The sequence below is a fragment of the Pseudomonas sp. GW821-FHT07F05 genome (genome assembly GCF_059418765.1).
Window position 1 is genome coordinate 555,959 of the sequence record NZ_JBWKQL010000002.1, and the last position, 22,760, is coordinate 578,718.

Here is a 22,760-nt window from a genome sequence, read left to right on the forward strand (position 1 = left end):
CTGCTAGGGACGCGCGGGGACGGGCGTCAAGACCATGCCCCAGAGTGCGGTTTCACCCGAACCCTCCCCGGACAAAACAAATTGAGGTTTGGCTTCGTGCTGCAGATTCAGCGCAGCGTCGGCGAGGGCCAGCCACGGCGCGGCAGGTCCGGCGTGGCCCAGCAACGCGTCGAGATCGATCAGCTCCGGTTTGGCGTCCGCCGTCGGCAGGGCCGCTGGGATCTGTGTAGCAATTGCGGCGTTGCGCGCCCCATCGACACCCGCGCGCCAGACCTGACCGACCTGCTCGGGCTGCAGCGGCACCCAGTCCAGCGCTTGACGCATTGCCCGGATCAATGAGGTGTCGTCTTGCTCGCGCTCCGGTTCAGGACGATGAAGACAGGCAAGCGTCGTTACACCGCTATGGTTCGTGGGGTTTGCAAGCAGCAGCCCGACGGCGGCCTCAGCCGTTGCATCGGCGTTCGAGGGGGCGATCTGCAGCGCGATGACCATCAGTGGGCTCTGGTCCGCAGCGCGTTGGTCGAGCCATTGGTCGACAGCGACCATGCCTGTTTCGGCAACGGGTACTGGGGCGTGCCGGATGCCTGACTGTTGCCACGCCCGTTTCCAGATGTCTTGAAGCGTTTCCTCGGGTACACAGGTCTCAACCGTAAGCAGCAACGCAATCGGGCTGTCTTGTGGGAACTGCGCCAATGCAGGTGCCAGATCACCGAGCACTCTGCGCAAGGCCCCATCCAGCACATCCTCAGGCGCTTCGGCTACATCCCCGGGCAACCGACTGTGACGTGCCACCCCGCCAAGTCTTGTTACCTGGGATTTGATGGCGGGTTCGTCCCCGAGCATCAGGTCGAGCTGAGGGTGTGTATCCGAGTCCGGCGCTCGCAACGCGGTGTGCAGGCTTGCGCCCAATACGTCAAGCGAGCGGCGACCACAGCTGATCCGCTGAGCCAGGTCCTCTTCCCGCACCTCATCCCAGCCATCGGCGGAACGCTGCTGACCGGCGAAGATCATCGCCCTTAAAGCAGCAACGGCAGCCCAGATCATGGCCGGCAAAAACACCACGGGCCCCAGCATGATTGGCCGGCCCTCCTCCGGTGGCGGGATCAGCAGCACCTGTGCGGCCAGGCCCGCCATCACCAGCAAGACGAGTGCGCCAATCCACAGCCACACCCGGGGCCGACCCGGTCGCTGAGCAACGGGCGGCACTTGATCCAGTCTGACCGGCATGACTAACGTGCGCTCGCTTGTGGCATGGACGAAATCAACAGGCATCCGCATGCGCAGCGATGGCCGTGAAAGGCGACCGGGATACCGTTGTCATTGAAGGTGGCGTGCCCTTCGGCCACGAACGTCGGGCCATGCCCGGGCAGCGGACAAAAGACAGGATCGTTCAGCCGGGCGACGCCAATGCCGCCGAATTTCATGACCCCGGAACCCGAAAGCACCTGGCCGCCTCCGGTGTGTGTGTCGCCTATGCGGATGATGTTTTTCATGATGTTTGTCTCTTGATGGCAGAAATAAAAGTTGATCGAATCCGGCCGACTTCATAGAGGTCGGGGATGTAACAGTGCTTTGCACAAAAAAGTGCATTGCAGGAAAAGCCCTTCAGAACGTGCGTTTGGTAGTCCTTCAGGCAATTTTAGATGCCTCTGAAAACTGCCTATGGGTAGCGCTTGCTCGTGCGCCCGCACCCAGGTTTTATTTGGATTTACGGCATCTATTGACGGCCATCTTTGTCAGTTTGGCTTCTGTTAACCGATCTAATAAAAACGGATCATGAGAGCGGATAACGTCTAGATACACAGGCTTATCCGGCTGAGGCTTGTTAAATACCAAAAAGGCCAGCTTTTGTTTGAAGTAATAACAGCCTGATGACGTTTTTAAGTATTTCTCGGGCTTTGCATCCGACAGATCATCCATGGAGGCATATCGATCGTATACCTCAACCTTGCCAATTTTTCCCAGGAGAAAGTCTCCGCTAGTTTTATTGCTGATCATTGGCCATGTGTCGAATGCGTAGACCGAATGCATCCAAGTATTAGCGAGCTCCTGTGCAATGCTCTGAGAGTCTTCGTCGATCTTTGCATTGAGACCGCACATCCCCGCAAGCACTCCAGCGCCATTTCTCGAGTTTCTGCCATCGGCATACGCGCAATCGATATACGCACCGCGCGCATCTGCCTTTAAAGTGTAGTAATAACTGTCTCTTCCGAAAGCGAACAGCGCGGGCGCATTATTGATGAGCTTTACGCCTGTCGATAAGCCATATCGATCGCCGATAATATTGGGATATTGAAACTCCTGACCGCTAACATGTGCTGTCAGGGTTCCATCTTTGTCGTTGGAAGAAATTGAAAAGGCTGCGTTCACCCCGGTTGCCATCGACAGGCACATAAGCCCCAGTAACACCTTCACGATTTTCATAGCGATTTCTCCGGACAGCCTTCGTGACTGCTTTAATTTTCTTCTTAAAAGGTCCCGCGCATCGGGATCAATTATTTGCTAGCCGTAACTGTCTTTATTTGCACGCGTCAATGCCTTAGTGCCGCTCCTGTTAACGGCACTTTCTGACGGCCATTTTTGTTAATTTTGCTTCTGTTAACCGATCTAACAAAAATGGATCGCGAGAGCGGATAACGTCTAGAAATACAGGCTTATCCAGCCGAGGTTTGTTAAACACCAGGAAGGCCAGCTTTTGTTTGAAGTAATAACAGCCCGAACTAGTCTTTATGTATTTTTCGGGCTTGGCACTAAATAGCGCGTCCACCGAAGGGTATTGATCGTAAACTTCAATCTCGCCAATTTTCCCTAGCAAAAATTCCGCGCTACCTTGCTCGTCGAGCATGGGCCTCGTATTAAACCCGAAAATGTTATCCATCCAAGTATTTGCGTAGTCCTGAGCGATCAATTCAAAATCTTCGACAATTTTGCCTTTAAGGCCGCACATTCCCGCGAGCACTCGAGCCCCATTCGTTGAATTCCGGGCATCGGCATACGCGCAATCGATGTACGCACCGCCCGCACCTGCTTCGACGGTGTAGTAATAACTGTCTCTTCCGAAAGCGAACAGCGCGGGCGCATTATTGATGAGTTTCACACCCACCCAAAGGCCATATCGGTCACCGATAATATCCGGATAGTGAAACTCTCGACCGTCGACATGCGCTGTCAAGGTCCCATCATCGGTATTAGACGATAAAGAGAAGGCGGCGCTTAGCCTGGCGGACACCGACCAACACATGACAATCAACAGCAGCGTTCCGAATTTCACAGCGATCATCCTTGTAATTTTGACGATTGGGTTAATACTTTCTCAAAACGTTCGGCGTAGGAAGCGATCAATTTCGCTGCGTCCTTACCGTTGATAATCTTTCTAGCGGAAACGTAGTTATGCCTCTCTCCCGCAAAAGAACCAGAAAGCTTCTTTCCAGTAAACAGCCCTTTCGTCATGCCAACAATCATAATAGGAACCGAATGTTCGACCTTAGCTGCGGCATCCGGATCAGCAACATAGTCATACCCCATCAAATCAGAAAACTTTTTATAATTGACTTTCCATGTCAAATGGACACACCCGCGCCCCCGATATTTAAATCCATCGCCCTTATTGGTATTTCCGTAGCTCACAGCTGTCGTTCGCTGGTCTGGTTCAGGAGCAAGCACTGGGTCATATTGATCAAAGTAAGAAAGCTTTCCATACTCAGGCTTTTCGCTGAAAAACTCACCCGTCGGGTAGAAGTAAGTTTCATGCCTCACCGTTGCCAACATATAAGCAACCTCGTACACGCTCGCAACGTCGGTCGAGTCCTCGTAGTATTTGTTGATCGCCAGGACGGTCCTGCGCAGATTTTCTCTTGAACCCGCCGTAAGCGCAGGCGTGCCCGGAGCGAAGCGGGTGTGTTCCGCGGCATACAAGGTTAAAAATGCTTCGACATCTATCAGGCCACCTGTCTTCTCAAAACACCCGATCAACCCGATCGGATGCAGATGATGCACTTTCCCATCCGCCGGCAACCCAAGCCGTCCGGCCACCTCTGCCCACCAAGTCAACTCTCTGATCCGTTGCTTCTCTGCCAGCCAGTTGCGGTTAGGCGTCGAGCCGCCATGCCCCAGGAGGTCGTCCAGTGCATCCCACTTGCCCGGGACGTGATGCCATTCGCTTTGGTAGCGAACAATCAGTTGGGAAATCGACTGCGCGTGGGCTGGCAGTCTTAGCGCGGCTTGTATCTCGCTACCGCTCAGTTTGCCGTCACGGTTGCGGTCAATGATGTCGAACAGGCGCTTTTTGATCGGGCCTTGGTCGGCCTTGTCAGCCGCCGCGCCATGGCGTGTGATCTCGTCCTCGTTGAACCGGCCTGATGCACGCATAAAAGAGGCAAGCATGCTCCGCGGCGAATCGTAGTCGGCGAGGGTCTCGTAGCCTTCCCACGACCAAGGACTGAGCCACGGCGTCACGCCCACTTCTTCACATACCCACCCGTCGAGCAGGTTGTTGTCGGCGTCATGCAGCAGCCCGTCGAGGCGATACCAGTTGCACGCTTTACTGTCGCCACTGGCAGGTACAGCGATTTTTCGTTCGGCCGGCAAACCGTCGAGCAAAGTTTTGGGAAGCAACAATTGCACAGCGCTGGGCGTGCCAGCCGCCTTCAACGTCGGCGGCTTTTTGCTGCTGAAAGTGCCCTGATGCGCGACCACGGGAGTGCCTTTCACCAGCTTCAGCCAGGTCCTGCTGCTCGCAGGCAGCTTGTCTGCCCAAACACGGCTCAGGCGCAGGAACATGTTCACATCGCCCGCGCTGAACACCTCCAGGTGCAGACGTTTCTCCGGGTAATCGACGGCGCCTTCGTGATAGCGGCCCATGTGCCCAATCAGTTCACCGGCCTTGATCGCAACCGGCTTATCCAGAACGACAACGCTGCCCCGCGCTTCCGGCTCGGCTGCGCCGCTCTGCAACGAAGCGAAGTGCACGTATTGATTGACCCGCTCCAGCTTGCGAAACCGGCCTGTGCCACTGACCGTCACCTCGGTGCCTGGATACAGCGTGCCGATCTCGTTGCCTTTGCGAACCATTGGCTGAGCACGGACGTTCAGGGGCGTCTCGGAAACGACCCGATGCTGCTCGCCCGCCATGGGTCGCAGGAAGTCGGCGCAGACATAACCTCGCAACCCGCCGCTGGCGTCTTTCAGATGATCGGGGCCGGGGGTGTTTTCAAGCTTGCGATAAGTACCTTCGCCGCTGACCTGGACTTCCGCACCACGCGGCAGCCAGCCGATGATCGCGCCCTTGCTCGCCTTGTTGCGCACGTTCAGTCCGCGTTGCCCGGGGTAGTCCCCATGGATGTCGTTAACGTCGACGCGAACTTGAAGGGTCGATCCGGATTTCCAGAGTCCTGGCCTGACGACAGCCGAGTCTTTTTCGTACGCCGCCCAATCCCGCAAATGCATGTAGAGGCTGTAGATGATCAGACTCGGCGGCGTGTCCGTGCTGCCCTTGATGGCAGGCGGCTGCAGGCGGTGTCGCACCAGCACGAAATTACGCGAGAACGGCTTTGAAACGAGCTGTTTATTGACGAAATACGTCGTGTCAGGCGACTGCTCATCAATGCGATAGGCCACCACTTCACCGTCCGCGATGCAGTGCACGCTCGACTGGTCCAGCGTGCCCGCCGTTCCCGCATCAAAATGCACACCGCCATGCCAGAGCCCGCTGCTGCCGAGGGGATAGCTGCCGCTTGCGGCGTTTGCCAGATGGGTCAGGTGCTGGAGCGAATCGCGTTTATCGCGGAAGGGATGGCTCCAGTTTTGGACGGGTTGCAGTAGGTCGGCATCTCGCTGCGCGTCAGCAGATGAACGCGGCGGCAAGGTGTCCGGCGTTGGCAGTATCGGAGACTGGGTATCTTCCAATCCGAACGGCCAGGCAAATTGAGTATTCATAGTGTTATTCGCTCCTGCGATGACGGTGCGAGGCGCCCGTTAAGTCCATCCGCACTTTTACCGGCGCGCGACAGTAAATGGGCCTGGCGAACAGCTGGTCCCTGCTCTTTACAGATGTAAGCCGGGGCACTTTGTAAATTGCAGTTGTGGTTGAACCGCAATTCGATGGGCGTGCTACCACATAGCAGTGTCCTCCGCCCGGAGTTAATGCCGCCGGAGAGTAGCGACGCATGCCAGTCATGCCCATGGCCGAATTACCAACTGCCATAGGGAATACCGTGTTGATCAATCCAGGCCTGTGCTGCTGGATTTGGGGCTCTGTAATACAGTCCTTTATTGTTCAGATAAGGACCTCGAGGCTCGACTTCGGCCTGAAAGCGGCCTACCTCTTTGAAGCCCAGGCAAGATCCGCCAACCCAAGCTTTAACAATCCCGCCGGGTGCCATGCCCAGAGTGATCATTTCTCGATAGTCGGTTTTCCACTTGTTATTCCACTGGCATAGGACACGCTCGGGTCGAACCATCTCATCACGGACCCATTGCGGTATTTGAATTTTGATCTTGTAAGCCTGGGGCTCCACCAGTGACTGCCAACGCAGGAATAGCTGGTCGGGCAGATCGACGTTATTTACAGGTTTCGACTTGCCTCCTCCCTGGTGCCAGCCCTCGGCTTTTCCGGTATAGCCGGCGACACCACCATGCACGCGAAAGAATGCGAGGCCGCGTTGATCAAGCACGTCCACAGTCTCTACCCAGACTTCCATATACTTGGGTGCGGCTAATCCTACGTACCAAGCCGGATATGGCAGCTTTGGCGCAGGAGGTAATCGTGGCCCACTCGCGCATGCACTCAGACTGAGTGAAAAACCGACTACCCAAACCAGGCGCCTCATCTTGGAAACCCAGTATCCGGTTGATCCCCATGAGCCGAGCCGGAAAGGTGGCGGCTGTCGCGCGGGGTCATGATTGTCGTGAGCATTCATGGCCGGGTTACCAACTGCCATAGGGAATGCCGTGTTGTTCGATCCAGGCCTGTGCCGCTGGATTTGGTGCGCGGTAAAACAGCCCTTTATTGTTCAGATAAGGCCCGCGAGATTCGACTTCGGCCTGAAAGCGGCCGATTTCTTTGAAGTCTAAACACGCTCCTCCCACCCACACCTTTACGATCCCGCCGGGCGCCATGCCCAGCGTGATCATCTTCCGATAATCGTTTTTCCACTGCCGATTCCACTCGCACAGAACGTGCTGTGGCTTGATCATCTCGTCACGGACCCATTGCGGTATCGTTATTTTAATCTTGTAAGCCTGTGGCTCCACGAGTGACTGCCAGCGCAGAAAGAGCTGGTCCGGTAGATCAACGTTATTGATGGGCTTCCCGCCCGACACTCCCTGGTGCCACCCCTTAACGTTTCCTGTGTAGCTCGCGACACCACCGTGCACGCGGAAAAAGGCAAGTCCGCGCCGATCAAGAACGTCGACCGTCTCTATCCATACCTCCATGTGTTTCGGCGCAGCAAAACCTATATTCCAGGCTGCGTATGGCAGCTCGGGAATCGGAGGTAGCCTTGGTCCGCTTGCACAGGCAGTGAGGCTAAGCAGCAGGCTCGCAAAGCAAATTAGTCGCTTCATTCCGGATATCCTGCTTGAGGACAATCCGGGTGCCTGTTTCGGCGGTTCATCGCCGACGGCTTGCTTAGGAACAGTGGTCCGGTTGGGGTCCAGTGCGCCGACAGGTGGACGTAGCGTGATCGCAGCAAGCCCTCGTCCGCGGGTTCAAGTTTGACAAACCTATCGGACAAAACCTGCCTTAGGACGTTTTCTGAGATGAGCTTGAGCTCGTCAGGCAATTTGAAGCGCTTATCCGTGTCTGCGATAACGTCGAATGGCACCCTATGACGCACACCAAGCTCGCGCATCACTCTTAATGCAATCAGGCTCAATTCGCCATATATCGGGCGCTCAAGGATCACTGTGATCCAGTAGTCCTGTGCGGTCGGCTCACTCTTGCCACGAGGCGCGGCAGCCGCCGGCCAGGCTTTCACTTCGATATACCCTTCGCGTGCCACTCCGGAATCACGTAGCAGCTGCGCCTCCACTTCCGCGCGCCCCCATCCAGGGTGAGATTCAATCTTTTTGCCAATCTGAACGCTGACCTTGCAAGGTTTCATCATCCACAATTTCTCTCGCGATCGCGGCAGATAGCCCCCACCGATATCCGAGTGCGCGCCTGGCATCCCGATCTGCAGATGACTGAAGTGCACTTCATTGAGAGAGAAGTTGGCGCGATACTCGTCGAGCGCATGTAGCTGGATGACTTTTCGCGCACATCCAGGCGGGAGGTGAAGGTTGACGCCTTTATTGATGTCATTGCCCGGGCTGAAATCGCCACGGGAAGGCGTCGAGACAGCTGCAACGGTATCGAACAAGCCGATCAAGTTGATGCAAACATTAGCGGCCGAATCGAAACTTCTAAATAGGCCCGCAACTCCGCCTGTAAACAGTTCGCTGAATAAACCATAACTTGGCTTGAGCACCTCATTAGCGCAATGCCGCGCAGCGGCAGCGCCACGGCTAAAGCCGAAAATGTCGAGTTCAACAGAGCGAACAACTATGCCGGGATTGATTTTTCTAAAAAGGCTCAGCTGCTCTGAAATGATCTCTGGAGCCTGCGTCACCCGAGCGACAACTCCGGTCTCTCCCTGCCCCAGGCCTTGTCCAATTATCGTGTCATCCTCGCCACCGCTACGAGTACCAATGCCTTCGATGTACACCCTGACATACCCGATATCCGAATCCTTACTAACTAGCGTCGCAGTGTTATCCGGATACAAGTCATACAAATACGCCACATTACTCGGCGCATTCCCGTAACTGTTATCCGGCGCGCTATTGAACGCACTCCCGTCAAACTCCCCAAACCCATACTGCTTGCACGTCGCGGCGATACTCTCCAGCTCTTCACGGCTGAAACTGTCCAAATCCGATTGTCGGCACTGGGCGGTCGCCGCCGCATTACTCTGGTTATTCCTGGTCCCGTCAAAGAACAACCCGATGCGCAAGGTGATGCCATCGGTGATTTCCTCTTCCTCTTCTTCCTCCTCAACTAGCTCAGGCTCTTTAACCGGCGCAGCATTTTTGATCATGCTCCGTTCGTAGTGAATGTTGCCGCCACTGAAGCTGGGCCAGAACTCGTGCAGTTCAGGCGGGATATCCAACAGTGGTGGCAAGGCCGGCAGTTCAACCTCCTGCGCGGCTTTAGGTCTGAAGTCGAAGTGCGCGGCTTTGATGAGATAATCGCCAGCAGTGCCGGATTCGATGCTGCACCGCTCAATGGCGAGGTAGCTGCCGCCGGCGTTGAGGACAATTCGTTTCTTGGCGGTGATGTGGATTTCGTCTTCGGTGCTGGTGATGTTTATTCCCTGGTGAGCGATCAGTTCAAGCGTATCGTTCTGCGCCTGGATGCTCACCGGGCCCTCGTTGGAGATCAGCTTGAGTCCGACCTTGCGCACGAACAGGCTCAGGCCCTGGCCGATACCCATAAAGAGTTTCTTGACCACGCTGATGTCGGCGTGGCCGCCCGCGTTGAGCATCAGGTTGTCTTGCGCGGCCAGTTGCAGATGTTTGCCGCTGGTCAGCGCAATACCATCCGGGGCGCTGACCAGCAGGACCGAGGATTTGAGCGCGTCCAGATCCTGTTTGAGCAGATCGAGTTGGGCTTGGACGTCCGCTGGGTCTGCCCGGCTAATGGCGGCATCTGCAGAGATTGTTTCCAGTTGATCGCCGGCATTCTGCAATCGACCGACCGCCGCGCTCATGTCGAGCTGCTTGCCCTGCGCCTTGGTCTGCCCATCCGCACTGATAAACACCCCACGCCCGGCCCGAATCGCGCCCCAACCATCCGTGCGTAATTCAAAGCCTTCTCCGCGTTTCAGCTTCTCGTCATCCACCAGATGCCCGAGGTTTAGCTGGCTTTTGCCACTGTGCTCGGTGCTGAGTTTGATGTGTTCCTTGCCGCGGTCGTCTTCCATGCGCAGCTTGTTGTTCGCCGGCGTGCGCAGCACATTGCGTTTGTAATCGCTGCGCAGCAGCGTCACATGGTCGGGATGGCGACTGTCATGAAGGGCGTGAGCGATGTACGGCCGATCCGGGTCGCCCTGCTCAAAGGCAACAGCCACTTCGGTCCCGCAGATCAGCGGCAGGTGCAGGCCGTGGGTATCGCCCGCATAAGGTCGGGCGAGGCGCAACCAAAGGCTTTCCTGACCGATTTCCCAGCTGTCTCGGTCGAACAGAAAGCTGACCTTGTAACGACCTTCACTATCAATGTGGCTATACGGATCGTTGGCCAGCGAACTGGTGACCCGCGCCGGAACAGTCCCGGCTATTTGCGGTTTCGCCAGCAACGGCGGCCGAAAACACACGCTCTCGGAATAAGGAATCGCCTCAAAGCTCAACTCAAAACTACGATCCCGCGCCGCACGCAGCTGCAGTCCTGTAATGACCGCTCCCGGCTCAAACGCCTGCGGCGCTCCGCCGGAAATCGCCAGCACCTGCGCCAATCCCAAAGACGCATTGCTGCTAATCCCGGTCAGCCGCGTCTGATCATTCAGATACCGCTCATGACGCAGCCGCCCATAGAAAAACCCGCTTTCCCCGAGCAGATCTTCATCCTGATCGAGCTTGTCGCCCAAGACCTTGTACGGCTCGGCATAGTGATAAGCCTCGCCGTAGGTCGTGGAATCCCCCCGCGTCTGATCAACATCCCCATCCAGCCATGCGTTCGCATCCCGGTGGTGATAAGCACGAAAGTGAACGCTCTTCTCCACCACCTCATGACTGACCTGCAACCCCCAAACCCCGTCCTGCCCGCTGCTGCCCAACCCCGACTGAGGCCGAAACGGCAAGCTCACCCGCGGCCGGACGTAATGCCGCTGATCATCATGAAACTCGACGACCGCAATCCCCAATCGCTCATCGTTAGTGAAGCGGTACCAGATCCCCACCTCAGCCAACAGCCGCGAAACAAACGCCAGATCGCTCTCGCCGTACTGCATCACCTGCTCGCGCTTCGGATACTCGCGCACCAGCGAGAACAAGAAATCCTGCCCCTCAAAATCATGCCGCGTGCGCAAAATGCTCTCGACAATCTGCGGCACCGACTGATGCTGATAAATCCGAAACTGCCGCCCACGACCCAGCAAGGCCAAGCGCGGCTCCAGCGTGACTTCATAGCGCGCCTCGTCAGCCGAGCCAGACAGCCGCTTAAACCCGGTGATGACCCCATGCAACGTGCGCAGCGGTTCAACCTTAGGCACCGGCAAGCCAGGAATAGCAATCGGCAACGTGTGGGGTGCCGCATGCAGACTGAACTGCGCATCCTGCCCGAGCATCCGCTCAGCCCCGATGTCCTGCTCGACGGAAGTAAATTCAACGCGATAAAGAAAGGGCTGACTCAGCCGCTCCTCGCCCTCAAACGCCAGCACATCCAGCGCCAGAGGCAGGTTACGAACGGTGAGCTTGTGACGGCTATGGTCGAAAAACACCCCAATGGAATCGTTCATCATTCACCCTCCACCGAAGCCAGGGCTCCGACGAACTCAAGGGTGATGCCCTCCTCCTCGCAGTGCCCCAGCACCACGCCCCGCGTAGCCAATCGCGCGGCCTGGCGCTGCAAAAGCTGCTGACTCAGCACCGGCAAAATCTGTTGATTGAGCAAGCTGTCGATGTTCCGCGCGCCGCTGTCGGGGAGCAGGCAGGCCTCCACCAGCGTGTCATGCAGGCGCTCGTCAATCCGGCAGTCGAGCCCGTAATGCCGGCGCAACCGCTCCGCCACTTTGCCCAGCTTGATTGCCACTATGCGTTTGAGCGCAGGCGCCTGCAGCGGTCGATAGATCAGCGTCTGAAAACGCGCCAGCAACGCCGGCTGAAAATGCTCGCGCAGCACCGGCCGCAGTTGCTCGTGGACCTCCCCGTCGAGCGCTTCGGGGTTCGCCAGCAGGTAGTCCTGCAACAGGTCGCTGCCCAGGTTGGAAGCCATGACGATGACGGTGTTGCGGAAGTCGATTTCGCGCCCTTCGCCGTCCCGCATGAAGCCCCGATCGAAGACCTGATAAAACAGGTTGAGCACGTCGCGGTGGGCCTTTTCCACTTCATCGAGCAGCACGACGCTGTAGGGTCGCTGGCGCACCGCTTCGGTGAGCACCCCGCCCTGTCCGTAGCCGACGTAACCGGGCGGCGCGCCTTTCAGCTGGCTGACGGTGTGGGCTTCCTGGTACTCGGACAGGTTCAGGGTGATCAGCGATTTTTCGCCGCCAAACAGGGTGTCGGCCAGCGCCAGGGCGGTTTCGGTCTTGCCGATCCCGCTGCTGCCGACCAGCAGGAATACGCCCAGCGGGGCGTCTTCTTCGGTCAGTCCGGTTTTCGCAGCGCGCAGTCGTTGAGCCAGCGCCGTCAATGCGCGGTCCTGCCCGATGACGCGGGATGCCAACGACTGCTCCAGCGTCAGCAGGCTGGCCTGTTCGTCCTTGAGCAGGCTGCTCAGGGGCACGCCGGTCCAGTCGGCGATGACCTGGGCGACGCTGCGATCGTCGACGTCCAGCGACAACAGCGGTGCGTCGCCCTGAACCGCCTTGAGCCGGGCCTGCAGATCCGCGCAGATGTCGGCGTCGAAGACCTCACCATGGCGGGCCGCGAGCAAGGTCTGCGCGAGATCGAGTTCGTTGGCATGCTGGTCCTGCAGTCGCGCCAGCTCATCACTCAGGGATAACAGCTGCTCGGCGATGACCGCCATACGTTCATCGGCGGTGCGTCCACTGATGCGCCGATCGTCTTGCAACGCCAGACGTTCCTGCTCCAGCGCAGACTGCCGGGCCTTGCTCGCGATCAGCGCCTGGGGTTCGCAATCCAGGCTCATGCGCACCCGGGCGCTGGCGGTGTCGAGCAGGTCGACGGCTTTGTCCGGCAACTGCCGACCGGGCAGATAACGGCGCGACAGCACGACTGCAGCCTGTACCGCCGCGTCCTCGATGTGCACGCCGTGGTGGCTGGCGTAGCGGGCCTTCAACCCGCGCAGCATGATCATCGCCGTGGCGTCATCCGGCTCGTCGACCTTGACCGTCTGGAAGCGCCGCTCCAGCGCCGGATCGCGCTCGAAGTACTGCTTGTATTCGCTCCAGGTGGTTGCGGCGATGGTGCGCAGTTCACCTCGGGCCAGGGCGGGTTTGAGCAGATTGGCGGCATCGGCGCCTCCCGCCTGATTGCCCGCGCCGATCAGCGTGTGGGCTTCGTCAATGAACAGCAGCACCGGGTGCTCGGCCTGCTGCACGGCCTCGATCACGTCTTTGAGGCGCTGCTCGAATTCGCCCTTGACCCCGGCGCCGGCTTGCAACAGCCCCAAATCCAGTGTCCGTACGCTGACCGGTTTGAGGCTGGCCGGCACGTTGCCCTCGACGATGCGCAGGGCCAGCCCTTCGACCAGCGCGGTTTTGCCGACGCCCGGCTCGCCCACCAATATCGGGTTGTTCTTGCGCCGACGGCTGAGGATGTCGATGACCTGACGAATCTCGTCGTCACGGCCCAGCACGGGGTCGATCTCACCCTTGCGCGCTTTCTCGGTGATGTCCTGGGTAAATCTTGCCAGCACAGGGTTGTCCGCAGCAGTCATCACCGAATCCACGGGCACAGCATCGGGAACAATATCCAACCCCTGCCCCGTCTGCGCACGCTCATCGGAATGCCCGTCCAAAAACGGCAGCAAATGGCGCAACTGCACCTCGCTCAAACTCAGCAACGGCCAGGCCTCTACGCACGCCAGCAAGTCGGGGCTTTCGATCAGCGCCGCCAGGACGTGGGCGGAGCGCAGTTGCTCGTTGTCCTCGTCCAGCGAGGCGTGCACCCAGGCGTTCTTGATCAGCCGCTGCAACTTGTCGCACAGCTGCGGCTTGGCCTCGACACTGCGCGGCAGGCGATCAATGTGGTCGAGCAAGCCGGTCCACAGCGCTTCGATGTCCCACTCGTAACGCCGGCCGATCAGCACCAGATCGCCGTCGCCCTGCCCCATCAGTTTCAGCAGCCAGTGCTCGATGGTGATGTGGCCGTGGCCGCGGCTCTGGCACAGCGTTGCCGCCGCGCTGAGGGCCTGGGCGCAGAAAGGGTTGAGGCGGCGAAGCAAACGGGAGGAGCTCTGTGCCATGGGTTATCGTCCTTGAACGGAAGGAGTAAGGAGCGGCGACGACCGTTGGCCGGTCAACGCCTCGCTGTGTTGTCAGGGGACACGTGCCGTGCCGATGTGCTTGGCGCAGCGCCCGCGAACGGACGCTCGACCCAGCACACCGCAGCCGGCAGACAGGCGTGCAAAGGCCGCCTGCCTGCCGGCCTTGCAGCGTCAGGCGGTCTGGCGTTCGTTCCACGAGTCGGAGTGGATGATGTTGCCGTCCTTGTAGGTCCAGGTGACCTTCTCGTAGCGCAGCTCGACCATCTCCAGGTGATTGTGCTTCTCCTTCGCCGGGTCCTTCACGTCGTGCATTTTCGGCGCGACGCGGACGACCTTGACGTTCTCCAGCAGGGTGTTGAAGTACTCGACTTCCTGGCCGGCGTCGTCGATGCGGTACCACTTGAACTCAGCGCTTTTCAGGGTCTGGCCGGTGCCGACGGCCTTGTACAGGTACGGGCTGCTGGCATCGATTTCCTTGGTGAACAGGAACGGCGTGTGCACCCGGGCGCCGGTCAATTTGCCGGTGTTGTTGTCGGTGGGGATGTAGACGCTGTGGTCCTGGGCGACCACTTCGACGCTGCCTTCCCGGGACTGCACGTTGACCGAGCCTTTGATGTCAGCGCCGCCGTCATCTTTGAGCCAGAGGTAAACGGGAATAGCCATGTGAAACTCCTTGCCTGGGTTATCGAGTGCCGCGAAATGCGACGGGGGTAGCCGGCCCGGCCCCGGCAGAAAGCGACCCGCAGGCCCCCTCTTCCGGCACCAGGCGGATGTCGACGCGGCGATTGGCCCTGCGTCCGTGTTCTGTGTCATTGCTGGCGATCGGTTGACTGGCGCCGAAGCCCTGCACGGCAAAGCAACTGCCGGGAATGCCGCCCATGCGTTGCATCCAGTCGCGCACCGAGGCGGCGCGGTCGCGGGACAGGCGCAGGTTCTGTTCTGCACTGCCGGTTGCATCGGTGTGTCCGGTGACGACGATCAACCAGCCGTGTCTGGCCTTGATGCCGACCAGTGCGTTGATCAGCACCTGGGTCGATTCCGGCTTCAGCTCGGCGCTGCCGATGTTGAACAGCGACAGCGTGTCCAGACGCACGGGTCCGGCCGCCTGCACCGTCTCGGTTGGCGGTTGGTAACGGCCGATGGCGTGCCAGACCCTGATGCGCAGCTGTTCGGCGCGGTACAGGCCGAGGCCCAGTGACCGAGGCTCGCCGTATCGGTAATAGTCATCCAGCCGTCGGGCGTCGTCGTGCAGGACGGTCAACGCCGCTTCGCGCAGCGCCACCGCCTGCGGGTCCTCGCGGGCGGTTTCGTTGATCGAGGCATAGCGGCGCAGGTCGTCACCGACCTGGCGGATCAACAAGGTGTTCTGCCGGGCCGAGCTCGACATCGCGATGACGGCGGCGAAAGCCGTCAGCCAGATGCCGATGACACTGGCGCGCCGTGCGGCGGTGTTGCCGGTGTGTCGGGGCAGCAGCTCCAGCAGGCAATCCGGTAAGGGCAAAACACCGACCGTGCTGCCCGTCAAATGGGTCGGCACCAGCGCAGTCTTCGCCTGTATCCAGTGCTGCCAGACGCTGCCCGGAACCTGTTCCGGTAAACGCGGCACGCGGCAGATTGCGTAGGCCACCGGCAGCCGCGCGCTTTGACGGCCAAGGCGGGTAAAGTGCGGGGCCACAGACCGCTCCAGCCACGCGCCGTGGGTATTCATCTGCACCGCGATGTGCACTCGGTGAGTGAGAGCGGCGCGGTCTTGTCGTTGCCAGTCCTCGACGGTGGCGCAGGTGCCGTTGCTTCTAACCCGCGCCGAGGGCCTGCCATTTTCCCAGCTGAACCACACAGATGGGTCGCTCGCACCGGCCTCTTCCCGGCTGAAGACGGTCCCACGAACATCGCGCGTATCTTGGGACGCTTGCTGATAACTCACGACCCACAGCGGCAACGTCAGCGCGCGCTTGCGGACCACGGACAGCTGATGGGTCAGCGCACGAAGCTGGCCATCCAGTTCCGAGCTGTCAGTGTGTTGAGATGGATTGACCACACACATGACGCTCATCTGCGCACGCCATTGCGAACGCGCTGCCAGCAGCGCTGCGACCAGACCGGGCAATCGCTCAATGTTCGGCACGCTGACGTAACACCCGCTCGCCGTCGTCCGCACGGCGGTTTGCTCGGCGATATCAACATTTAGATCAGCAGCAAAAAGCGCCGACGATCCCTGCCCGCACACCAGCACCACGGGCAGGCGGTACTCACTGCCGGGCAAGGCTCGAAACTCATCCAGCCTTGGCGGACCACCGAGACGGGAAGAACCTCGACCCGCCAGCAGCCAGCCCCCGGCCACCAGCATCAGGGCGCCCACCACAGACAGGGCTTGAGCGACCAGGCTCAGGGGCAAGACGCTGATCACCATCAGCGCCATACATCCCGACCACAGCGCAAGTGCACGCATCAACTTGAGTGTCATGGGCGCGTCACACCCGCTCGGTCACAAGGGAGGCCACCAGAGCCGCCAGATGCGAATCCAGCACCCACCAGACGCCCGCCAGCAGCAAACCGGCCACCAGCAGATGCAGCAAGGGTGCGCGCAACCATCCCGGCAAAGGCTTGCGGCCCCGTGCGTCGATCCACGTCGGCAGCGGCTGATCCAGGGTCACCGGTGCAACCCGGGTGGTCAACTCAGTCATCAGCTGCTGACGCTCGGGGTGGTTCGGCTCTTTGTAGCGACCAAGAAAGCCCAGCATCAGCACGCGGTGATACACCCGCAGCACGCTCGGGTCCGGAGACGGCTCGTGCAGCACTTCGCGCATTTCTTCGTAGAGAAACTGCCCCGCCTGATGACGTCCGAAGTAATGCGCCTGAAGCGGTTCGTGGGTCCATTTGGCGCGAGCACTGGCATCGGCGTGGATCAGCACGGTTTCATCCAGCAGCGCGCATTGCGCGTGGCTGATGAAATCGACATTGCGCTGGCTGACGCCCGCATGCGTCAGCGCATCGCGGACCCCCACCACCTGCCGGGTGCACACCTCCCAGAGCGCGTCGCTGTCCGGAGCCGACGCGCCGTGGCGCAACTCGACCACCAACAGGTAACTGTCCTGCAGCAGTTGGTCGACATCGACGGACCGCGCAGCCGCTTGGCTTTTCATTGGCCGGCTCATGAGCGCAGCACCGCAAACAGCTCAAGCTTCACGTCCGGCAACGTCGCCGGGACGTAGAACGCGCAGACCCCTTCGGCGAGCACCGCCTGACCGCTCGGATGGGCGAAGTCCAGGGCGAAATACTGGTTTTCGAGACGCAGCGGAATCGCCGCCGGCACGTGACTCAGCGGCTGCAGCGGAACACCGTCCAGCGCGGCATTGATCAACTGATCGACGTCGTCCGGCGTGCCGACTTTGCACAACCGTGGGAACTGCGCCTGCAATTGGGCCGGGGCCTCGCGGCAGCGCACCGACAGGTAAAAGTCAGCAGCGTCGGCTTCGCGCAGGCGCGGGTCGTTGAACGTCACTTGCCAGCGACCCGGGATCACCCGCTCCAGCTCCAGGGCAATCACCCGAGACGGCAGACTGGCTTCGAGCAACGTCGAGATCATCTGCATCAACGGCGGCAACACGGTTTCCAGGTCGTCGTGGCGGTAGGCCGGAATGGCGTCAACGTCGTGTTCGAGGGAGAACGTCAGCAGCGCCCCCGCCAGCTTCACCAGTTCCTGATAGACCTGCTCGGGATGGCGCGCCGGGCTGGCCTTGAAATCGGCGAGCACGGGTTGGTAGGTGTTCAGCGCATTGAGCAGCCAGAACAGCGAAACATCGGCCACCGCGAAGTCGGCCATGCGCTGATTGCTCTCGCAGCGCATGCCCATCAAGCGCTGGCGCTTGGACGCCAGTTGGGTCAGCAGATTGTCCAGCTGAACCTGCAAACCGGGGTGCCCGGCGAAGCTCAACAGCGGCGGCACGAAGGCTTCGTCCAGGCACGCGCGGCCCTGCCCGTCACGCACCAGCCGGGCGACCGGACAAGTCAGGTAATCAGCGTTGTCATCGCTGGCCAGACGCAGGCTGAGCATGTGCTCGAGCACACCGATCGACTGTTGATCGTCGCCGTACAGATCCTGCACCTCGCGCCAATTCTGGCGGTAACGCACGGGCCGATCCGCACGGGCGTCTTCGAACAGGCAATTGCCGCCGTTGGCCTGCTCCAGCGGCAGGCACAACACCACGGTCGCGCCCTGCCCCGAGTCGATCGGGATCTGTTCGAGGGCCAGCGCGGCGGGCAGCCGATCAACGCTGTCGGTGTCGATCAGCGTGCCATCCGGCAGGCGAACCCGTAGCGCGGACGCCTTGAGTTTGCCCAGCCGCAACGCTTCTGAATCAAACGTCGCCGTCTGCACACCCCACGGATGAACCCGCGACAGATGGGCAATGCATTCGTTGGTCCAGGCTTCCCAGCGCGCTTGCTGCTGGAATTGCTGCTGGGACAACAGCGCCCCGGCAGCCCAGAGAGGTCGGTGGATTTTCATGTTGTGCTCACCTATGGCCGACGTCAGGTTTTGGCTTTGGGCATCTGGGAAACCAGCGAAAGGTTCACGTCCATGCCTTCCACCTGGAAATGCGGCACGGCGTACAACTTCACGCGGAAGAAGCCGGGGTTGTCGTCGATGTCCTCCACCGTCACCCGGGCGTCTCGCAGCGGATGGGAGGCCTGCAAATCGTCCCCCGGGTCAGTCATCTCGGTGACCAGCCCGCTGATCCACTTATTCAATTCCAGTTCCAGCAGACGCCGGTCTTTGGTGGTGCCGATGTTTTCGCGCTGAATCAATTTCAAATAATGCGCAATGCGCGACAGTAGAAAGATGTAAGGCAGGCGCGAGTTGATCCGGCTGTTGGCCGTGGCATCGGCGGTGTCATACAGCGCAGGTTTTTGTGTTGAATTGGCGGAGAAGAAACAGGCGTAATCGCGATTCTTGTAATAGGAGAGCGGAATAAACCCCAGATTGGCGAATTCAAACTCCCGGGTTTCCGGGATCATCACTTCCGACGGAATCTTCACCTGACTGCCGGTGCCGAGGTCATATAAATGAATGGGCAGATCCGTCACTGCACCACCGGACTGTGGCCCGCGTATTTGCACACACCAACCGTTATTGACGAAACTCTTCACCATGTTTGCAGCGAAGGCAAAAGAAGCATTGGTCCACAGGTATTTGCTGTGATCGGTGCCTTTGACACTTTCCACATAATTGAAACTGCGCACCGGAATCGTGTCCGGCCCATAGGGCAGCCGTCCCAGCACGCGCGGCATGGTCAAACCGATATAACGGGAATCGTCGGTGTCGCGGAATGACTTCCATTTGATGTATTCCGCGCGATCAAAGTAATTACCGATGTCTTTGATGGCGGCGACTTCTTCCATGGTGTCCTTGCCGAAGAAGGCCGGCCCCACCGAACCAATGAACGGCATGTGCGCTGCCGCCGCGACCTTCGATATGCTGCGAAGCAGCGCGATGTCTTGCGGGCTGCGATCAAACTCGTAACTGGAAACAGCCGCCGCAATGGGTTCACCGCCGGGCGTGTCGTACTCCTGGGTATAGGTGTGCATGTACAGACCGCTTTGAGCGATCTCGGGGGCGTCTTCGAAATCCTGGACCAGATGGTCCTTACTGATGTCCAGCAACTCGATGCGCACGTTCTGCCGGAAGTCGGTCTGATCGATCAGCGACTTCACCCCGCGCCATGTGGACTCAACCCGCTGGAAGTCCGGGTGGTGCATGACGGCATCAAGCTGACGGCTGATCTGCGCGTCCAGCGAGGCGATGTGTTCGTCGAGCAGGGTTTTGTCGAGACGCTGCACCTTGCGCGACGAGCCCTTGAGCAGGTTGAGGAACACGCTCACCGCCGCAGTCACGCGCTCATCGGCGGATATCTCCGACAGCGCCTCGTTGTTCTGGAACGCCTCGATGTCGCCGAGGGCTGAAACCGGGTTGAGGTTTATTTTTGAAAACAGCGCGTTGTAGACGCCGGTGCTTTCTTCGGACAAAACGGTGCCACCGCCTGATACTGCGGAAGAGTGTTTCGAGGACATGTTCGATACCTGCTATCAGAGACCCGGGTGATTAACGCTCTGGGGGTGCGGCGAGTACGGCCAGTTCGGCGCGCAACTCATCACTGAGCGTTTCGTCTTTGACGATGCGTTCAAGCTCGTGACGGAAGGTCGCGTTGTCGAGCAGGTTTGATTTGAGATCACGCAACAGGTTGCGGGTCGCCAGCAATGCGCGCAGTGATGGTATTTGTCTGGCGACCTGTTCTGGCTCGAAGTCTTTCATTTTCTGGAAGTTCAAATCCACGGAAGCATCCGAACCGTCGTCGGCAAAAGTGTTTTCAACCGTGAGTTTCAAGGCAGGGGTAAATTCCGCCAGCACACTGTCGAAATTGTTTTTATTGATATTGATTTTGCTGCGTTCGGACAAAGGCCGATCTTCCTGGCCGTTGCTGTAATCCCCGAGCACCATCAATTTGAGCGGGAGTTCGACTTTTTTCTGCGCACCGCCCGTGTGCAAATCAAGTTTTATATTGACCCGCGCTTTGGGCACTTCATTTTGAAAGCTGTTTGAAGCCATAACTCCTCCGTCGAAAATGCCACACGTCACAAAGGGGAATATCTGGATCGCAGGGCCTTTTTATCAGCCGAGCGTCCGTGACCCAAGCGATCAAGTTTTAACAAGTGTGAGCAGCGAATGGGTTGATGAAGTTTTCATCGAATTCGGGAAGCGGCAAGGCTAATTCCCTACGAATAAAAACTCTACCCACCAAAGACAGGAAGAGAGGTGTCCTACGGAAGTCTAGAATCCTTCCTACAAAATAATCCCGGACAGTGGACGGCTGCAGAATTAAAAGGCGTGCGCAATACAGTGGCGGCGGGTTTTAAGGTACAGATATAAAAAACCGCAAGCGGTTGAACAGCATCAGCTGTGCAACACGCCTGCGGCTATTTCGAGCAAATGAATCAGAAGATGTAATCGGTGGTCAGGAACGTCGATTCGCGGTTGTGGATGATGTCGCTGATCAGCGCCTTGTTGCTTTCCTGGAACTTGGTCGCCACCAGGGTGCGGATCGAGAACACGCGCAGCGCATCGTCCACCGACAGCGTGCCTTCGGCCGAATTCTTGCGGCCGTTGAACGGGAAGCTGTCCGGACCGCGCTGGCACTGCGCGTTGATGTTGATCCGCCCCACCTGATTGGCGAACGCATCGACCAGACGCCCAACCTGCTTGGAGTCGTTGCCGAAGATACTCAGCTGCTGGCCGAAATCGGAATCCAGCACGTACTCGATCACCGTTTCCAGATCGCGGTACGCCACCACCGGTACCACGGGCCCGAACTGTTCTTCGTGGTAAACGCGCATGTCCGGCGTGACCGGGTACAACACGGCTGGGTAGAAGAACTGCCCATGGGTGGTGCCGCCACCTTCGTTGACCACTTTGGCGCCCTTGCTCACGGCATCGTCCACCAGTCCTTGCAGGTAGTCGGTCTTGCCCGGCTCCGGCAGTGGCGTCAGCGAGACGCCCGGCTCCCACGGCATGCCCGGCTTGAGCTGAGCGAGTTTTTCTTCGAACTTCTCGAGGAAACTGCCGACCACGTTTTCGTGCACGAACAGGATTTTCAAGGCGGTGCAACGCTGGCCGTTGAACGACAACGACCCGGTAATGGCTTCCGTTACCGCGTTGTCCAGGTTCACATCCGGCAGCACGATCCCCGGGTTCTTCGCATCCAGACCCAGTGCGGCGCGCAGACGGTGCGGCTTGGGGTGGAGCTTTTTCAGGGCGCTGGCGGCCTTGTTGGTGCCGATGAAGGCAAACACGTCAATCTTGCCGCTGGCCATCAGCGCGCTGACGGTCTCGCGGCCGCTGCCGTAGATCACGTTGATCACCCCGGCCGGGAAGCTGTCGCGGAACGCTTCGAGCAACGGACGAATCAGCAACACGCCGAACTTGGCCGGTTTGAACACCACCGTGTTGCCCATGATCAGGGCCGGAATCAGCGTGGTGAAGGTCTCGTTCAGCGGATAGTTGTAAGGCCCCATGCACAGGGTCACGCCCAGGGGCACGCGGCGAATCTGGCCGAGGGTGTCCTGTTCCAGCTCGAAGCGGCTGGAGCGACGGTCGAGTTCCTTGAGGGCGTTGATGGTGTCGACGATGTAATCGCAGGTGCGGTCGAATTCTTTCTGCGAGTCCTTGAGGTTCTTGCCGATTTCCCACATCAGCAGCGTGACCACCGCGTCGCGCTGCTCGCGCATCAGCTTGAGAAAGGTCTCGACGTGATGAATGCGATCGGCGACGCGCATGGTGGGCCAGGCGCCCTGGCCCCGGTCGTAGGCGTTGACGGCGGCGTCCAGTGCAGTCATTGCGGTGTCGGCGTCCATCAGCGGCGTGCTGCCGAGCACCACGGACTCAAGGCCCGCGTCGGTTTTCAGCGAGACCGGGCTCAGCACCGGTGCCAGCGGCCCGTGCCATTGGTGCAGTTCGCCGTTGACCAGGTAATCGCGCTGCTCGATGGCGGGGCCTGCGCGAAACTGCTCAGGGATCTCGTCGGCGCGCGGGTACAGGTTGTCCAGGCGGTTTTGCAGGGTCATC

At 59.3% G+C, this 22,760-nt stretch carries 16 protein-coding genes; all 16 read right to left on the minus strand.

What is annotated here, in order from left to right; genetic code table 11:
* Positions 1-3: 3 nt before the first annotated feature.
* The 16 genes from AC07RO_RS06600 to AC07RO_RS06675 all read right to left on the minus strand — a co-directional run bounded on the left by AC07RO_RS06600 (position 4) and on the right by AC07RO_RS06675 (position 22,759).
* Entirely contained in the window at positions 4-1,227 is a 1,224-nt protein-coding gene (locus AC07RO_RS06600) for a KPHS_23130 family T6SS system protein (RefSeq protein ID WP_495085609.1), read from the minus strand.
* Positions 1,228-1,229: 2 nt separating this feature from the next.
* Positions 1,230-1,493: a PAAR domain-containing protein gene (locus tag AC07RO_RS06605; RefSeq protein WP_495085610.1), complete on the minus strand. Its 264-nt coding sequence runs from the start codon at positions 1,491-1,493 to the stop codon at positions 1,230-1,232.
* A 205-nt stretch (positions 1,494-1,698) separates the two neighbouring features.
* Entirely contained in the window at positions 1,699-2,424 is a 726-nt protein-coding gene (locus tag AC07RO_RS06610; protein ID WP_495085611.1) for a hypothetical protein, read from the minus strand.
* 130 nt (positions 2,425-2,554) lie between these two features.
* Positions 2,555-3,271, minus strand: coding sequence for a hypothetical protein (locus tag AC07RO_RS06615; protein ID WP_495085612.1), 717 nt, complete (start codon positions 3,269-3,271; stop codon positions 2,555-2,557).
* Positions 3,272-3,276: 5 nt separating this feature from the next.
* Positions 3,277-5,934 carry a hypothetical protein gene (locus AC07RO_RS06620; RefSeq protein ID WP_495085613.1) on the minus strand — a complete coding sequence of 886 codons (2,658 nt, stop codon included), beginning with the start codon at positions 5,932-5,934 and terminating at the stop codon, positions 3,277-3,279.
* A gap of 254 nt (positions 5,935-6,188) precedes the next feature.
* Positions 6,189-6,938 carry a DUF2931 family protein gene (locus AC07RO_RS06625; protein ID WP_495085614.1) on the minus strand — a complete coding sequence of 250 codons (750 nt, stop codon included), beginning with the start codon at positions 6,936-6,938 and terminating at the stop codon, positions 6,189-6,191.
* Positions 6,925-7,563: a DUF2931 family protein gene (locus AC07RO_RS06630; RefSeq protein WP_346628205.1), complete on the minus strand. Its 639-nt coding sequence runs from the start codon at positions 7,561-7,563 to the stop codon at positions 6,925-6,927. Before AC07RO_RS06630 ends, AC07RO_RS06625 begins: the two co-directional genes overlap by 14 nt.
* Complete coding sequence (gene vgrG / locus AC07RO_RS06635; RefSeq protein ID WP_495085753.1) at positions 7,560-11,492, minus strand: type VI secretion system tip protein VgrG; 3,933 nt, start codon at positions 11,490-11,492, stop codon at positions 7,560-7,562. Before vgrG ends, AC07RO_RS06630 begins: the two co-directional genes overlap by 4 nt.
* A complete protein-coding gene (gene tssH / locus AC07RO_RS06640) occupies positions 11,492-14,122 on the minus strand; it encodes a type VI secretion system ATPase TssH (protein ID WP_495085615.1) in 2,631 nt (876 codons plus the stop codon). The genes vgrG and tssH overlap by 1 nt, the downstream gene beginning before the upstream one ends.
* 192 nt (positions 14,123-14,314) lie before the next feature.
* Positions 14,315-14,806 carry an Hcp family type VI secretion system effector gene (locus AC07RO_RS06645; RefSeq protein ID WP_065991578.1) on the minus strand — a complete coding sequence of 164 codons (492 nt, stop codon included), beginning with the start codon at positions 14,804-14,806 and terminating at the stop codon, positions 14,315-14,317.
* A gap of 19 nt (positions 14,807-14,825) precedes the next feature.
* Positions 14,826-16,607: an OmpA family protein gene (locus tag AC07RO_RS06650; RefSeq protein WP_495085616.1), complete on the minus strand. Its 1,782-nt coding sequence runs from the start codon at positions 16,605-16,607 to the stop codon at positions 14,826-14,828.
* Between the two features lie 7 nt (positions 16,608-16,614).
* Positions 16,615-17,286 carry a type VI secretion system protein TssL, short form gene (gene tssL / locus AC07RO_RS06655; protein WP_495085617.1) on the minus strand — a complete coding sequence of 224 codons (672 nt, stop codon included), beginning with the start codon at positions 17,284-17,286 and terminating at the stop codon, positions 16,615-16,617.
* A gap of 8 nt (positions 17,287-17,294) precedes the next feature.
* Entirely contained in the window at positions 17,295-18,650 is a 1,356-nt protein-coding gene (gene tssK / locus AC07RO_RS06660) for a type VI secretion system baseplate subunit TssK (RefSeq protein WP_495085618.1), read from the minus strand.
* A 23-nt stretch (positions 18,651-18,673) separates the two neighbouring features.
* Entirely contained in the window at positions 18,674-20,212 is a 1,539-nt protein-coding gene (tssC, locus tag AC07RO_RS06665) for a type VI secretion system contractile sheath large subunit (protein ID WP_495085619.1), read from the minus strand.
* A 31-nt stretch (positions 20,213-20,243) separates the two neighbouring features.
* Complete coding sequence (gene tssB, locus AC07RO_RS06670; protein WP_346628199.1) at positions 20,244-20,747, minus strand: type VI secretion system contractile sheath small subunit; 504 nt, start codon at positions 20,745-20,747, stop codon at positions 20,244-20,246.
* 386 nt (positions 20,748-21,133) lie between these two features.
* The gene (locus AC07RO_RS06675) at positions 21,134-22,759 is read right to left on the minus strand and encodes an NADP-dependent glyceraldehyde-3-phosphate dehydrogenase (protein WP_192175127.1); all 1,626 of its coding nucleotides are present in this window, start codon (positions 22,757-22,759) and stop codon (positions 21,134-21,136) included.
* Position 22,760 lies beyond the last annotated feature (1 nt).